Origin of the sequence: [Phormidium] sp. LEGE 05292, assembly GCF_015207735.1 — a bacterium.
Classification (GTDB): Bacteria; Cyanobacteriota; Cyanobacteriia; order Cyanobacteriales; family Aerosakkonemataceae; genus Floridanema.
Genome location: NZ_JADEWG010000004.1, coordinates 1 through 15,126 on the forward strand (window position 1 = coordinate 1; position 15,126 = coordinate 15,126).

A 15,126-nucleotide genomic window follows, 5' to 3' on the forward strand; every position below is an offset into this window, starting at 1 on the left:
GAGATGGGGAGATGGGGAGATGGGGAGATTGCCTTCTGCCTTCTGTTGATGCAAGTATGAGATGAGTTCGGTTTTGCGATCGACTAATTCTTGACGCAATTCAGCTGTTAATATTCCTTCTGGGGAATTACAGCGCAAACGCATCTTTTCTAGAGAATTTTTATCATCATCAACAAATAGCTGAACATCCAAACTGTTCAGATGGGAAATAAATTCTGCGATCGTTCTGTTACTCATAATGGTAAATCTAATTAATTCCTGAATGCTTGATTTAAAGAAAATCCCACTCCCGTAGGACAGGCATCTTGCCTGTCATCCCCAGTCCCCCAAACCATCATATTTCCACTTCCTCACGTCGTTGCAAACTCGATTTAAAAGTTTCAATTTTTTGGGCTAATTCTGCGATCGTTGGGGTTTCAAACACACTTCTTAGGGGCAATTCTACAGATATGCGATCGCGAATCCGTGAAACAAGCTGAGTCGCCAGCAAAGAATGTCCTCCCAATTCAAAGAAATTATCATGAATTCCTATCTGTTTTCGTCCCAAAAGTTGCGTCCAAATTTCTGCTAAAGATGCTTCTATAGAAGTTTTAGGTGCAATCGGAATAATTGTTTTTCTGGCAACAGTTAAGTTAGGAGATGGTAGTGCTTTTTGATCTACCTTGCCATTAACGGTTAGGGGTAACTTGTTTAACATAACAAAGATCGCAGGAAGCATATAAGCAGGTAATTTTGTTTTGAGAAACGATCTCAATTCTCGCTCTGTCGGTATCATCAATTTTTTAGGAACAAAATAGGCAATTAACTGGCGTTCATTCTCCACTTCACGCACAATTACAACTGCTGTTTCTACCATTGGATGTTGAGCAATAATTGTCTCAATTTCGCCCAACTCTACCCGAAAACCGCGAATTTTAATTTGATAATCTGTTCGTCCCAAAAACTCAAGATTACCATCAGAATGGTAAAGTGCGCGATCGCCAGTCTTGTAAAATTTTGAGGGTAGAGACGTTGTATACAACGTCTCTACAGCTTCGTTTTTTGATTTATAATTTATAAATCTTTTTGCTGTCAACTCTGGGCGATTCAAATAACCTAATGCCAATCCATCTCCGCTTAAATAAATTTCACCGTTAACACCTGCTGGGACTGGATTTAAATTTGCATCTAACAGATAAACCTGAGTATTAGCAATTGCTTTACCAATGGGAATTGTTGTAGAATTTTCTGGGATTTCTTGCACTTCGTACCAAGTAGAGAATGTAGTATTTTCTGTAGGCCCATAAACATGAATCAGATGTTGGGGTTTACCTTGTTGCAGGACTGTTCGCACGCGATCGACATTCGCAATCTCACCACCAAATAGCAGATATTTGAGCGATCGAAAAGCAGCCGGAATTTGACTAACTGTTTGATTGAATAACGCCGTTGTCAGAAACAAAATGCTAATTTGCTGTTGTTGTAATTCGGTAACAAACTCTGTGGGTGAAAGCGTTGTTTCTCGGTCAATTCCAATTAATTGGGCACCATTGAGTAATGCCCCCCAAATTTCAAAGGTTGCTGCATCAAAGGCGAGGTTTGCTACTTGTGCAATGCAGTCTGTTGGTTCTATTTGTAAATAGTTTGTTTGACACACCAATCGATTTATTGCTCGATGGGGTATCATCACTCCTTTAGGTGTTCCAGTCGATCCAGAAGTGTAAATTATGTATGCAAGCTGATCGCTTTTACAAGCATTAAATAAGTTTTCATCTAACTCTTTAGCGATAAAATCCCATTCCCGTTCCAAACAAATTACTTTAGTCTTATCAGTTTGCAGTGAATCTGCCCAATTTTCGTGAGTTAATACCACTTTAATTCCAGCATCTTCCAACATAAAATGTAGTCGTTCTGGGGGATAACTGGGATCGAGAGGAACGTAAGCACCACCCGCTTTTAGAATTGCTAACATTGCGGCGATCGCTTCTGCACCACGTTCTAAACAAATTCCTACAGGCATTTCCGAACTAATGCCTAACTTTTGCAAATATCGTGCTAGTTGATTACTGCCTTGATTTAACTCTTGATAGGTGAATTGTTGCTTGCCGAATTTAAGAGCGATCGCATTAGGTCTTTCTCTAACTTGCGCTTCAAATAATTGATGAACGCATAGATTTGCTGGATAGTTGGATTGATTTTGCTGGCAATTCTGTAATAACTTTTCTTGTTCTTCCTTAGTTAATAATGACAGTTTAGAAATCTGAGTATCTGGATTCGCAACAATGCTTTCTAACAAAGTCTGAAAATGTTGTCTTAGAGATGCGATCGCTCTTGCATCAAATAAATCACTGTTATAAACTATCACACCACGCAAACCATCAGACTGTTGCCAACCTTTACCCCACAAATTCCTGAAATTATCCGCGCATTTCCAAACATATAATTCCAGATCAAAACGCGCAGTTTTGGTTTCCAAATCCACCGGACTGAGAATTAATCCCGGTAATTCTAGTTGTTCCATTGGCGTATTTTGCAGCGCAAAGACAACTTGAAATAAGGGATTTTGACCCAAACTACGAACAGGTTGCAATTCCTCTACCAACTTCTCAAATGGCAAATCTTGATGAGCATAAGCCGCTAAAGTGACATCCCGCACCCGATCCAACAACTCGCGGAATGTGGGATCGCCCTCCAAGTTGGTGCGTAACACCAAACTATTGACCAAAAACCCAATTAATCCCTCCAATTCGCTGCGATGACGATTCGCAATCGGAGATCCGATCGCAATATCAACCTGCCCTGTATAGCGATGCAGCAACGTCTGAAATGCCGCTAGCAGAGTCATGAACAGTGTTACACCCGATTTTTGGCTTAATTCCTCCAAATCATCCAGTAACGATTGCGGCAACTCCAGTAATTGACTCGCACCCCGATGACTTTGCACCAAAGAACGAGAAGCAGCACCAGGCAAATTGAGAACTGGAACATCCTTTAACTGCTGTTTCCAGTAGCGCAACTGAGCATTTAGCACTTCTCCCTGCAACCATTCCCGCTGCCAATGGGCAAAATCAGCATATTGTATTGGTAGTTCCGGTAAAGTGGCTGGCTTATTTTCCACCAACGCCCGATATATTTCGCCCAACTCCCGAATCAAAACACCGCTTGACCATTCATCAAAAATAATGTGGTGCAGTGCGATCAGCAATAAATGTTCAGTATCTTGTAATTGCCAGAGTCGGACTCGAAAAAGTGGTTCTTTATCTAAGTAAAAAGGTTGCTGAATCTCCTGCAAAATTCGATCGATCGCCCTATCTTCACGGGTATTGGCTGGCAATGTTTGTAAATCAGTGAATTTTAGTTTTACTTGCCAATTAGGTGCGACTACCTGCATCAATTGCCCATCTACAACCTCAAACGTGGTGCGGAGGATTTCGTGACGGTGGATCAGGACTTGAATACTTTGATTCAGTTGCGATCGTTCTAGCGCACCCGTCAGCCGAAATACAAGCGGAATAACGTACAGAGCGTTTCCCGGAAGCAGTTGTTCAATAAACCATAACCGCTGTTGAGCAAACGAAGCTGGAAAGATAAACACTTCTTCCTCAAAACGCTCTTGATCCAACTTGTTTAAAACCATTCACACCTGCACCTGTTCACTCTCACTCTTTTATAAAGGTAAAAGTCGCGCAAGAATTATGCTTCAAGATAGATTTTATGGCGAAATGATTGATACAAATGAGGTAGGGGCGGGTTTAGCCAAAAGGTTGTCATACCCAGCAATAGATATGGAAGTCAAAACCCGCCCCTACAATTCATAACTTTCTCATGTCTTGTATTAATTCAAGTTGCTAGTTATGAGCTTAAGTGTTTTGATCCCCCCTAACCCCCCTTAATAAGGGGGGAACTGGATTCAAAGTCCCCCTTATTAAGGGGGATTTAGGGGGATCGAACCGAGAATGTTTGTAACCAGCAACTTGCGTTATTAAACGAATACCCCAGTTGGATCGGCTGTTGTCGTCAGAATATTTTCTAGCAAAGTAGGTAATAGATTGGGATTGGCACTTAAAATCAAAGCCGCAGTTCCCGCTACATAAGGAGCAGAAAATGATGTACCATCCTGGGAGTCATATTGGCTAGGAGAAATAGATGTAGAGTAAATATTTACTCCGGGCGCAACTACATAATCGATCGGTGTACTACCAGCATAGTTAGAAAAAGCAGGAATAACTTTACTCTGATCGACTGCACCAACAGTAATACCATAATGAGTAGCATAACGACCTGGATATTCAGGCTCATAACCATAATCATTTCCGGCAGCTGAAACCACAACAACACCTTTTTCAAAGGCATATTTAATAGCTGCTGCTTCTTCAGCTGAAGTAGACGAACCTGCCAAGCTTAAGTTAATTATTTTTGCCCCGTTATCGACAGCATAACGAATTCCGGTAGCAATATCATAATCATCTGCGAAACCGAAAGAATCGATTACCTTTACAGGCATAATTTTGGCATTAAAAGCTACTCCTGTTACACCAAAATTGTTATTTTCTGCGGCAATTATTCCTGCTACATGAGTACCGTGACCATCTATATCTAATGGAGTATTATTGTTATCGATAAAATTCCAGCCGCGAGTATCATCAATATAACCATTGCGATCGTCATCAATTCCATTTCCAGGAATTTCATCAGCATTAACCCAAATATTGTTATCTAGGTCAGGGTGTAAATAGTCCACTCCACTATCCACAACCGCCACGACAATTCCCTGTCCAGTGTAACCTTTTTGCCAAACTTCTGGAGCGTCGATCGCATCCAATCCCCAACTATTACCACCTAAATCGGGAACATTGGGAAAATTGCTTTGTCCAGTTGCTTTTGCGACTGCTGCTGCTGCATTTAATAGACCATATCCGAATGTAGTATTAAAAGAAAATGGGGAAATTTTCCGTCCTTCTGCCAAACCATTAACTAATAAATGTTCCCATAATTGGCGGTTATTAAAAGCGGCTAAATCAGGGTAAATAGACCGATAATAATTGAGGTTAGCAAAGGGTGAAAATATTCGTCCTTCATTTATCCCAGCATAATATAGATGGTCAAATAATTGATGGCTATTTAAAGTAGCTAAATCAGGATTACTCGCTTGATAAAAATTGAGATCGATTAATTTAGAAAAAACTCGCCGTTCATTCAAACCAAATTTTGAGAGGTGTTCTAGAAGTTGCGGTTTACTTAAGTTGGCTAAATCAGGGTTACTATCTTGGTAGAACTGTAGGTCTACAAAAGGTGAAAAATTACGGGTTTCTGACAAACCAAAATTAGCCAAATGGTCGAATAGTTGGGTGTTTCCTAAATTTCTTAAGTCAGGGTTATTATCTCGATAAAATTTTAAGTCGATCAAGGGTGAGAACGATCGCCCCTCAGCTATACCAAAATTTTTCCAGTGTGCAAAAGCTTGTTGGTTGTTCAAGCCAGCCAAATCAGGATTCTGAGAACGATAAAAATCAGGGTTAAACAGACTATCCAGCGCAGTAGAAGTAGACATGGATGATCTCCTCAAGGATTGACTAGAAAGCAAGTTTTAAATCGTAACTTAATATCTGGTATGTCTGAAGGAATGTTACTTATGCAGCTATTTTAGATTAGCTTCTCTAAATTAGGTTGTCACTCTTGAATCCAAAAAACCTTGTAGAGACTTTATATATAAAGTCTCTACAAGGTTTTTTGAAGATGTCTAATGTATAAGCAAGATCCCTGACTTCTCTAAGAAGTTGGGGATCTAAAGTTTTCTAACGCACAGTTCCTTTCAAGGCTTCTGCATCAACACCTTTGAGCAGATAAATCCGCAGCAAATGACCGAAAATTGATAATTGAAGTGGTAATTTACGTAATGCTTTCAACCATTTTGGTTGAGAACTAGCATCGATTTGGGACATCTGTAAATTTAGATCGGAACTGCGATGCAAGCGATCGAAAAACTCTGGATGTTCTGTATCTAGAACTGAAGGGAAAGCGCGTGCGGCTGTTTCATTAGTCTTGCGAATTACTTCTGCATCAAATTCCGTTGCATCTAACCCCAATACGTTATAAAATCCAGTTCTCTCGTGAACAGTTAAAGTATGAGTTGCAAAAACTGTCAGCAAGAAAAAGCGACTCCATAAGCGAGATTGCCAAGTTTGCCACAGTTTGGGTTGAGATCTTAACAAGGCTTTAAAGATATCCCCGTGACGGTTTTCATCCTGACACCAGCTTTCAAAGTAGCGGAATAAGGGATAAAACTGATTTTCAGGATGTTTTTCTAAATGGCGATAAATAATGATGTAACGCCAGTAACCAATTTTTTCGGATAAATAAACTGTGTAAATCACCCATTCGATCGGGAAAAATGTATAAACCCGATTTTTTGTTAAATAACCCAAATCCATCGTACAGCCAAAATCCCCCATTGCCTTATTGAGGAATCCAGCATGACGCGCTTCATCTCTCGCCATCAAGTTAAACATTTCCGATAGCAGCGGACTGCGATCTTTCAACTTGCGCGAGAGTTCCTTAAACAGCAAAAAGCCGGAAAACTCAGAAACGCACGATCTCTCCAAATAATTAATAAAAGCTTGTCTGTCTTCTCCCGTCAGATGATCCCAAGAGTCATTAAACGCTTCATCCCTAACAAAGTGATGGCGGTTGTAATCTGCCCGCATTTCTGCCAACATTGCTTGTAACTCGGTGTCTTGGGCAGATAAATCCATTTTAGCCGCAGTTTCAAAGTCTGTCGTATAAAACCGAGGTGTGAGGATGTTTTCCTTTAGCGCCGTTGTTTTGCCTGCTGATAACTCCTGAGAGGGCTTTGGCGGAGAAGTAACCATAGTGTTTGTCTCGTTATAACTCAATAGCTTTTAAGTTATACTACTTACCGTCTCTTGAAAAGATCTTTGTGTGAAAAAGGTAACAAACGTTAATCTTACTGTAACTTTGTTAAGTTATGATAACTATTTTCCAATTAATCGCTACACAGTTATAAAGTATTTAAAAGCATTACCAGAACAGGAAACGGGGAACAGAATTGCCTGTTCCCTCTCAAATGAGTTTTGGGAGCGGTTTAAATTGCTTGTCTATTCCACTTTTTTCCCTGTTCCCTGTTCCGTTTTAAACAAACAACCATTTCTTTAGGAAAGAGGTAAATTGACATGAGTCACGATTTAGCCAACAGTCTGCGAGAAGGCACGAAACATTCTCACACTGCCGCTGAAAATACTGCTTATATGAAGTGTTTTCTCAAAGGAATTGTTGAACGAGAACCATTCCGCAAGTTGCTGGCAAATCTGTATTTAGTCTACAGTACTTTAGAAGATTCTCTGCGGCGTTACCAGGATGATCCAGTATTAGGAGCAATGTATTTTCCTGAGTTAAATCGCACAGAAAATCTAGAGAAAGATTTAGCATATTATTATGGTGAAAGTTGGCGGGAACAGATTGTTCCTTTACCAGCAGGTCAAGTTTATGTCGATCGCCTCATAGAAATCGCCAACAACGACCCAGTGCTGTTGATTGCCCACAGTTATACTCGTTATATGGGTGATTTGTCTGGTGGACAAGCTTTAAAAAATATTATTCGATCGGCTTTGAATTTACCCCCAGATCGAGGCACCGGATTGCACGACTTTGAACAAATTCCCACTGTAGAAGCTAGACGAGAATTTAAGGAAAAGTATCGCCAAGCTTTGAATTCTTTACCGATCGATGAAGCAACAATTCAACGCATAGTAGAAGAAGCCAACTATGCGTTTAAATTAAATCGAGATGTAATGCACGACTTAGAAGAAGATGTCAAACTGGCGATCGGCGATCACGTATTTGATTTACTCACTCGTCAAGATAAACCAGGTAGCACAGAAAGACCCTCTCATAGTAGACCAGAGGAATCTGTAGTAGTTTGATATAGTACTTAAATGTAAGAATTTTCAGACTGATATCTCATCCTTTGGTTTCGGAATTATATCTTGTAGGGACACACTATGCCTGACGGCAGGCTATAGCCAAGGCGAACACCCCTATCCTATCAAGATTTAAATAATTCCAATGCAATCGAAAATGATATCACACAAAAGCTGGGTTTCTTGAGAAACATAAGTCGTTTCTAAGTCGAGAAATCCAGTTTTTTGAATTTAGTTTCGTCTTCTATTGTTACAGGGGAGAGGAGTGTTGTGTACACTTTTAAAGTGTCATCACTAATTTTCTTCCAGTTATAGTGAGATTGGACGTATTGCTGGGAATTTTTAGCCATCACTGCCATTTCTTTTGGATGATTAATTGCCCAATTTAGGGTACGAATACAGGAGTGTAAATTTTCCACTTGGAACGCTAAACCCCTTTGCTCAGATATAAGTTGCTGATGGACAGGAATATTACTGGCAACTACCGGGATTCCTTCTTGCATTGCTTCCAACATAGCTAGCGGTAGTCCTTCTAATTTGGAAGGAAGCACAAATAAACCAGCACCTCGAATAATTTCTGCTAAAAGAGAGCCTTTTAGTTGACCAGCAAATATGATGTCTTTGTTATTTGCTGCCATGTTGACTATTTTCCTAGAGTACTCAGCAGTATCACTTGTGCCACCAACAAGAGCTAATTTCCATCCTTTTGGCTGGAGTTTTTGGAAAGCTTGAATTAGCAAATCGGGGCATTTTTCTGGTACAAGTCTGCCTAAGAACAAAATGTACTTTTGTTGTGTTAAACTAAGGGAGGTGCCAAAAGCAAATTCGGGGTCTGACTGAGCCAAAGAAGAAGCAGCGTTAGGAATATAAATGGTATCTCTGTTATAGACTTTTTTGAAATAGGAACGCAGGTCTTCGGAAACAACTATTATTTGATCGGCAAAGCGTACTGCTGCTCGCTCACCGTATTGAATTAATCTTCCAGAATGTTTGCTCCATTTGGCACGCTGCCAGTCTAAGCCATGACAAGTGACCACAATTTTCGCTGAAGTAGTTAGTTTTGGTAGCCAGCAAAAAAGGGATGGCCCTAAAGCATGGAAATGAACTATATCATATTGCTTTATACTGGAGGCGATCGCACCAAGTGCAGAACTGAGCAACGCATCCATCCCTCCTGTATACAAGCAAGGTAAAGAGACAACCTTTACTCCCTTATGCTCATAACTTTCCAGTGAAGTAGATTCAGTATAGGAAGAACGGGCAAACAAATCTACTGAATGACCTTCTTTCACCAAAAGCGGATAAATTTCTTCACAATGATGCTCAATACCGCCTTGTTTAGCGGGTAAGCCTTTGGCACCAACTACAGCTATTTTCATGGCGAAACCCCTGTTAGACTTTTGTGATGTTGATTTGTTGACAAAGAAGTTCGCTGTTGCCAACGGCGTAGCATATTTTGGTAGATGTCACCCACTACAGTCTGAGCACTATAAGGTGCGGCAGCTTGAACACAAGCTTCGATCGGATAATCGCTTGGATTGTACAGTATCCTACGCAGAGCATCTGCAATTGCCACAGGTGTGCGTTCTTCGCAAATTACTCCACTGTTAGGAGAAAGTAAGTTAGGAGTTTCACCGCATCGGGTTGTGACGATCGGTGTCCCGCAGGCAAGTGCTTCCAGAACTACTAAGGGTAAACCTTCGTAAGCACTGGTTAAGATAAAAGCACTGGAAAGCCTTTGCAATTTTGCCAGTTCAGTTTGGTTAATTGCTCCTAACATTGTAACCTGCTGTTGCAGTTTTAGGCGATCGATCTCTGAGGATACTTGAGCTCGTAAATCTCCATCACCTGCTATGAGCAAATGAATATTTGGATCGTTTATTTCAGCAATAGATTGCACCAATAAAATAGGCTGCTTCTGAGAATGTAGACGGCCAGCAAAAAGCACAAATTTTGTCTCTTCTGCTTTACCCATTTGCTGTGCTAAAATTCGTCTTTCCCGATCTTTTTCATCCCAGTTTAATGGATAACAGATTTCGTTGTCTACTGTATTTTTTATGTATTTCACTCTATCTGCTATTTTGGGATAAAGTTCTTGATATAATTTGGTAGATTCTGTGTTGCAAGAGAGAATTTCAGAGAATTGATTAACTAACAGGCGTTCGATCGCAAAATAGGCTTTTGGTAGATATCGCCACGCGATCGCATCTTTCCCACCCTGAGAACTCATTTGTTTGTGAATATCATTGTGAACAAATAGAGTTTTTTCTCCCGACCAATTCACAGCTGCTACTGTCGGCTCCAATCTATGAAAGTGCATAAAGTCAGAAGCCAACTGACGACCAAAAAGAGCAGCCGTATATTTAATTGTAGTTGGTACCAGCTTTCTCACATCATCATTTTCTAAATAAAGTACAGGCATAAACTTAATTAATTTACCTGCGAACTCAGCCTCTTGCCATGCACCTAAAGGCTGATGCTGCTCGCTTGTTGTCCCGACCAGCCTGACTTCAAATTCATCAGGAGCATACTTAACAAAATTTTTAATAACAGTCTGTATTCCCCCGATGCTACTGTGCCAAGGGTTGAACTGATAAAAAATAGTTAAAATTGGTTTACTCATGATTAATAAAATCTCTAAAATAACTTCTCATTTATATTTTCTCAAATAACTCTATCTGCTTGTCATCGCCATTTCTACTGATCTTCGTAAGTACCTACCCAACTTTGTTTCTGCAAATCTTTAGCTGGTGATTTTAATTTGTCCGCCAGGTTAAATTGTTTTTTTATTTATCATCGTAGTATAAAGTTTTTAAGAAATATTCTTTGAAGTTATAAATTTAAGTTACTACCCGAAAAAATAAATGTAATGCCACATTACTCAGTAGTCTTACTTAAAGAAAACAGTTTGACATCAGTAAAATCTTAGGCTTAAGCGGAATAGTATGCTTAAGTACAACGCGATCGCTGTTGACAAGGTTAAATCGAATCTATTAGCATAGTTATCAAAGAAATTTACCAAAATACCCAGAGTAGCCGTGAAATCATCTATACAAAGACTGACTTCTTTGCCAGTAATGCTAATTTTTACCTCTGCTGGCTTGATAGTTCTGGCAGCTTCCGTAATTCTCATGACAGTAGAATCACTGATCTCACCCTTATTGTCACCAATACCATCTTCAAAAACTGAAACTAGGAAAAAAAGATTGGCTCAAGCTCAACTAGCCTCCAAAGAGACACAATTCTGTTCGAGAATTTTTTAGAACGGAATTCCGTAAAAAATTCCTCGACCGTTTGTCCCTATAAAGACTAATCCAAATTGCTGCCAACTCGCTTCCATTGTATTTGGTTCATTACCGATCGGATTTTCTGGCGAACCAATGCTGACCCAAGTTTGTCCTCGATCCAAAGAACGGAAAATGCCATCTCCGATGCCCGTAACCTTTCCGTATAAATAAAGGGCAGGAGTAGTGCTGCCTTGGGGTGCTTTACCAAAAGCAAATAAAGAAGCTCTTTCTACAGAAGGTAATTTTGTAAAGGTAGTACCGCCATCTGTAGAACGGAACAAACCGTTTTTATCTAAACTAACCCACACTTCGTTTTTAAAACCGGGAACTGTTTTAATTGCATAACTATTCCACTGACTGTGGGGAAGAGATGAGTTAACCAAAGTGAACGATGAACCCCCATCAGTAGTGCGGTAAGTTTTGCCTTCCCTGTAATAGTAAAAGGTATTGCCATCTACTTTGTCTGCGGCTAAAGGGTGATTCCAAAACCAAGGCCCTCCGGGACCATCGGGTAGTCCCGAAACTTTACTCCAAGATGCGCCGCCATCTGTTGTGCGTAGAGGTTGGGCTTTGCTGGTGATAATTATAAAGAGATTGGGATTTGTTGCAGAAACAGCTACCCGCAAAGGCATTGTGTTTGCTGGGAATGAGGGAAAAGTTTTCCAGGTTCTACCGCCATCGGTGGAAGTTGCGCCTGTGTAAGTGGAGTTCCATCTGGCACCACCGACGCGGACTACCCGTTGGGGATTGTTTTGTGAGTAAGCTAAACCCAAGGTATCGCGCCATTCGGGTGTGCCATGAAATCTTTCTGAGGGATAGTTGTTTAGTCCTTTGTCGTGATAAAAACCGACGACATCAGCTAGCGCACTTAATAAAACGGGGCCTTTTGCAGGTGCAGCTAAAGCAAAAGAAACTACTTCTTCGTGTCCTTGTTCGTAGTTTGTCCAGACAACTGGATTGGTGTTGATGTTGTTGGTTTGCCAAATGCCAAATCCATCTGTTAGCCAAACTTTTCCGGGAAGATGGGGGTCAAATTCGATCGCAGATGTCCAAATAGAAAACATCGGATGGGTCGGATCGTACCACCAAGGAACTGTCTGTTGTAGCGATGCTTTTTTTTCTGTCCAACTTTTCCCTCCATCAGAACTTTGATAAATTTTGGTTTTGACTGATTGACCGCTAGCTACGATGATTTCATTGGGATTTTTCGGGTTAATAGCTAAAGCATTAAAGAATGTTTCTTTGCCAGAAGGAGTAATATTAGTCCAAACTCCGTTACCATACTTGCTAACTCCAGACTTGGCAGTAACGTAGAGAATGCCGTTATTATTAATTGCCATTCGTTGCGGCTGATTTGGACTGCCTTCAATTTTGCTCCAAGTTACACCTGTATCAGTAGATTGATAAATCCCATCTCCAAAGACATTAGCGTAGATTAAACCTGGCTTTTGCTTGTCAAACAGAATACCTAAAACGCCTATTTTGGGGGTAAGTTTTGCGGACAAGGAAGTAACTCTAGCCCATGTTTTACCTGCGTCTTGAGATTTCCATAAACCATCATGTCGGGAACCAAAAAAGATGATGTTAGAGTTATGGGGATTGACTGCTAATCTCATTCCTGCCCAACGATAATCGTCGTTACTATCCATTCCTAAATCTAAGTTTAACTTTTGCCAAGTTTGACCGCGATCGCTAGATTTAAAAACAGATCCTTTAGGTTGCCAAGCTGAGTATTTTCCGGCTGCTATATAAACAATATTTGGGTTATTTGGATCGAAAGCTAGTGCTTCTCCACCATAGTAAGTTTGTTGCGCTTGGGTAAAGCTATCAGTTAAAGGAATCCAACTTTTATTAGCTGCATTCCAGCGATAAAATCCACCTATGTCAGTTCTAATATAAACCAGATCTTTTTGTTTTGGATGGATATAAATACCTGTAACAAAGCTACCTCCTCCTATGGATACGTTAGCCCAGCGATATCCATTTTCGCCAACGCTAGAGGGCATTGCACTAACAGGTGTAATAGGTATAATGGTTTCACTTGGTTGGCTATCATTGCCGCAGCCAGCTAAAATCCCTATGAAACCAAGGGTTACAGTCCAAGAGATTATACTGTTTTGCTTTAAATTTATGATGGCTGATGGGCTGGGGGATGTAGCGACAGGAGGAAGTAGAGTTTGATTTATAGTGACATTTTTCAAAATTTGAATTAGTTTAGGTATGCTCATAATTTCCCAAAAATTATTGTGATTGAAAGCTTAGACGCTTTAAGGGAAGGATGATGGGGGATAAAACTATCCTAATTATCTCTATTGTTCAAGCAATGGTCTTCAGTATTTCCGGTGAATAAAAGATTAAATTTTAGGCAAGTTTCCGTAATTTCACTCATAATACTTTATCTACAACCCTCTTAAAATTGATATGGTAATCCAGCGTCAAAATTGACGAATTAGATTGGAGTAAAACAAAAGTAAGTAATGGTGCATCTGGCTAGGTGAGGAAATCAAAATTTCTTTGCTTAGTGGTTCAAATTTTAATGGAACTTAAGTAAAAGCCAAAAAAACTTTTTAAAATTGGAGCTTATGCTAAATAAATTGACTTCTGTAACGCAAAACATTAGCCCAGAATTACGCAAGATTATTGGTAATATAGGGTGGCTATTTGGCGATCGCATTCTCCGCATGGGTGCAGGACTAATTGTAGGTGCTTGGGTAGCCCGTTATTTACAACCGCAACAATTTGGTCTGTTTAACTATGCGGGTGCTTATGTAGCGCTGTTTACCATTATTTCTAGTTTGGGATTGGATCAAATAGTTGTGCGAGATATTGTTCGCGACCCCGATTGTAAAGACGAAACAATGGGTACAGCTTTAGCATTAAGAATTTTTGGTGGAATAGCTACAGTTGCGATTACAACTGTAACTGTTTTTGCTTTTAACCGCGATAGTTATTTAACTACTGTTTTGGCAGCTGTTATGGCAGTTGCGACCATTTTTAATGCCTTTAATACTATTGAATTGTGGTTTCAGGCACAAGTTAAATCAAAATATACAGTTATTGCTAAAAATACAGCTTTTTTTCTAGCAACTTTGTTGAGAGTTGTTTTAATTCAAATCCAAGCACCCTTGATGGCTTTTGCTTGGGCGGTTGTGGCGGAAAGTCTCTTGGGTGCTATAGGTTTGACGATCGCTTATAAAGCAAAAGGACAAACCTTTTTAGAATGGCGTGTAAGTTGGCAACGTGCTAAAGTTTTACTGAAGGAAAGTTGGTCATTAATACTTTCTGGTTTCGCGATTATGGTTTATGTTCGGATTGACCAAATTATGCTAGGTCAATTACTTAACGAAAAGGCTGTTGGTTTGTACTCAGTAGCAGCGAAAATTTCCGAACTTTGGTATTTTATTGCTAGTGCAATTGTCAGTTCTGTAACTCCTTCAATTGTCAAAGCTAGGGAAGAAAGTCAGACACTTTATTATAAGAAACTACAAAAGCTTTTTAATATGATGGCAGTGATTACTTTCGGACTAGCAATTGTCATGGTAGGTTTGTCGAAACCGCTGATTGTTTTGTTATACGGTCAGGAATATGAACCAGCTAGTACAATGTTATCTATCTACATTTGGTCAGCAGTATTTGGATTTTTTGGCTGGGCTAAAAGTATTTGGATTATTGCAGAAGGTTATACTACATTTGCTTTAATTACTACTTGTTGCGGTGCCGCAATGAATATTGGATTAAATTTTTGGCTGATTCCAGCTTATGGCGGAAATGGTGCAGCGATCGCTACGGTTATTTCCTACGCCTTTACCGATTATGTTCTCTGTTTTGTTTATCCCCCAGCACGTCAGCTTGGTTGGATTATGACTAGGGCATTAACTTTCAACTATTTCAATTTCAAAAATTTGTGGTAGTCCGATGAATTA

General features: G+C 40.0%; 11 protein-coding genes. 3 read left to right on the top strand and 8 right to left on the bottom strand.

Annotated features, from left to right (window positions below; all coding sequences use genetic code 11):
* Together IQ264_RS02420 and IQ264_RS02425 are read right to left on the bottom strand one after the other, a co-directional pair.
* Positions 1–237: hypothetical protein (locus IQ264_RS02420; RefSeq protein ID WP_193978237.1), on the bottom strand; the 237-nt coding region annotated here is incomplete at its 3' end.
* 97 nt (positions 238–334) lie between these two features.
* On the bottom strand, positions 335–3,616 hold the full coding sequence (locus IQ264_RS02425) for a non-ribosomal peptide synthetase (protein ID WP_193978239.1): 3,282 nt from the start codon (positions 3,614–3,616) through the stop codon (positions 335–337).
* A gap of 58 nt (positions 3,617–3,674) precedes the next feature.
* Between IQ264_RS02425 and IQ264_RS33340 the strand changes: the two genes are divergently transcribed.
* Positions 3,675–3,797 carry a hypothetical protein gene (locus tag IQ264_RS33340; RefSeq protein ID WP_265583014.1) on the top strand — a complete coding sequence of 41 codons (123 nt, stop codon included), beginning with the start codon at positions 3,675–3,677 and terminating at the stop codon, positions 3,795–3,797.
* 164 nt (positions 3,798–3,961) lie between these two features.
* On the opposite strand, the gene IQ264_RS02430 is transcribed toward IQ264_RS33340, so the two are convergent.
* Positions 3,962–5,530 carry a S8 family peptidase gene (locus IQ264_RS02430; protein ID WP_193978240.1) on the bottom strand — a complete coding sequence of 523 codons (1,569 nt, stop codon included), beginning with the start codon at positions 5,528–5,530 and terminating at the stop codon, positions 3,962–3,964.
* A gap of 244 nt (positions 5,531–5,774) precedes the next feature.
* A complete protein-coding gene (gene acsF, locus IQ264_RS02435; protein WP_193978241.1) occupies positions 5,775–6,848 on the bottom strand; it encodes a magnesium-protoporphyrin IX monomethyl ester (oxidative) cyclase in 1,074 nt (357 codons plus the stop codon).
* Between the two features lie 321 nt (positions 6,849–7,169).
* Here acsF and IQ264_RS02440 point away from each other — a divergent pair, with 321 nt between their 5' ends.
* Positions 7,170–7,919 carry a heme oxygenase (biliverdin-producing) gene (locus IQ264_RS02440; RefSeq protein ID WP_193978243.1) on the top strand — a complete coding sequence of 250 codons (750 nt, stop codon included), beginning with the start codon at positions 7,170–7,172 and terminating at the stop codon, positions 7,917–7,919.
* Between the two features lie 200 nt (positions 7,920–8,119).
* Here the strand turns inward: IQ264_RS02440 and IQ264_RS02445 are convergent, their stop codons facing one another.
* The 4 genes from IQ264_RS02445 to IQ264_RS02460 form a co-directional block, all read right to left on the bottom strand.
* Positions 8,120–9,295, bottom strand: a complete 1,176-nt coding sequence (locus IQ264_RS02445; RefSeq protein WP_193978245.1) for a glycosyltransferase family 4 protein — start codon at positions 9,293–9,295, stop codon at positions 8,120–8,122.
* Positions 9,292–10,539 carry a glycosyltransferase gene (locus IQ264_RS02450; RefSeq protein WP_193978247.1) on the bottom strand — a complete coding sequence of 416 codons (1,248 nt, stop codon included), beginning with the start codon at positions 10,537–10,539 and terminating at the stop codon, positions 9,292–9,294. The genes IQ264_RS02445 and IQ264_RS02450 overlap by 4 nt, the downstream gene beginning before the upstream one ends.
* A 291-nt stretch (positions 10,540–10,830) precedes the next feature.
* Positions 10,831–11,049, bottom strand: a complete 219-nt coding sequence (locus IQ264_RS02455) for a hypothetical protein (RefSeq protein ID WP_193978249.1) — start codon at positions 11,047–11,049, stop codon at positions 10,831–10,833.
* A gap of 126 nt (positions 11,050–11,175) precedes the next feature.
* Positions 11,176–13,431, bottom strand: a complete 2,256-nt coding sequence (locus tag IQ264_RS02460) for a VPS10 domain-containing protein (protein WP_193978251.1) — start codon at positions 13,429–13,431, stop codon at positions 11,176–11,178.
* Positions 13,432–13,785: 354 nt separating this feature from the next.
* On the opposite strand from IQ264_RS02460, the gene IQ264_RS02465 reads away from it, so the two are divergent.
* Positions 13,786–15,114 (top strand): flippase, encoded by a 1,329-nt coding sequence (locus tag IQ264_RS02465; protein ID WP_193978253.1) that lies wholly within the window; start codon positions 13,786–13,788, stop codon positions 15,112–15,114.
* The last annotated feature ends 12 nt before the right edge of the window (positions 15,115–15,126 follow it).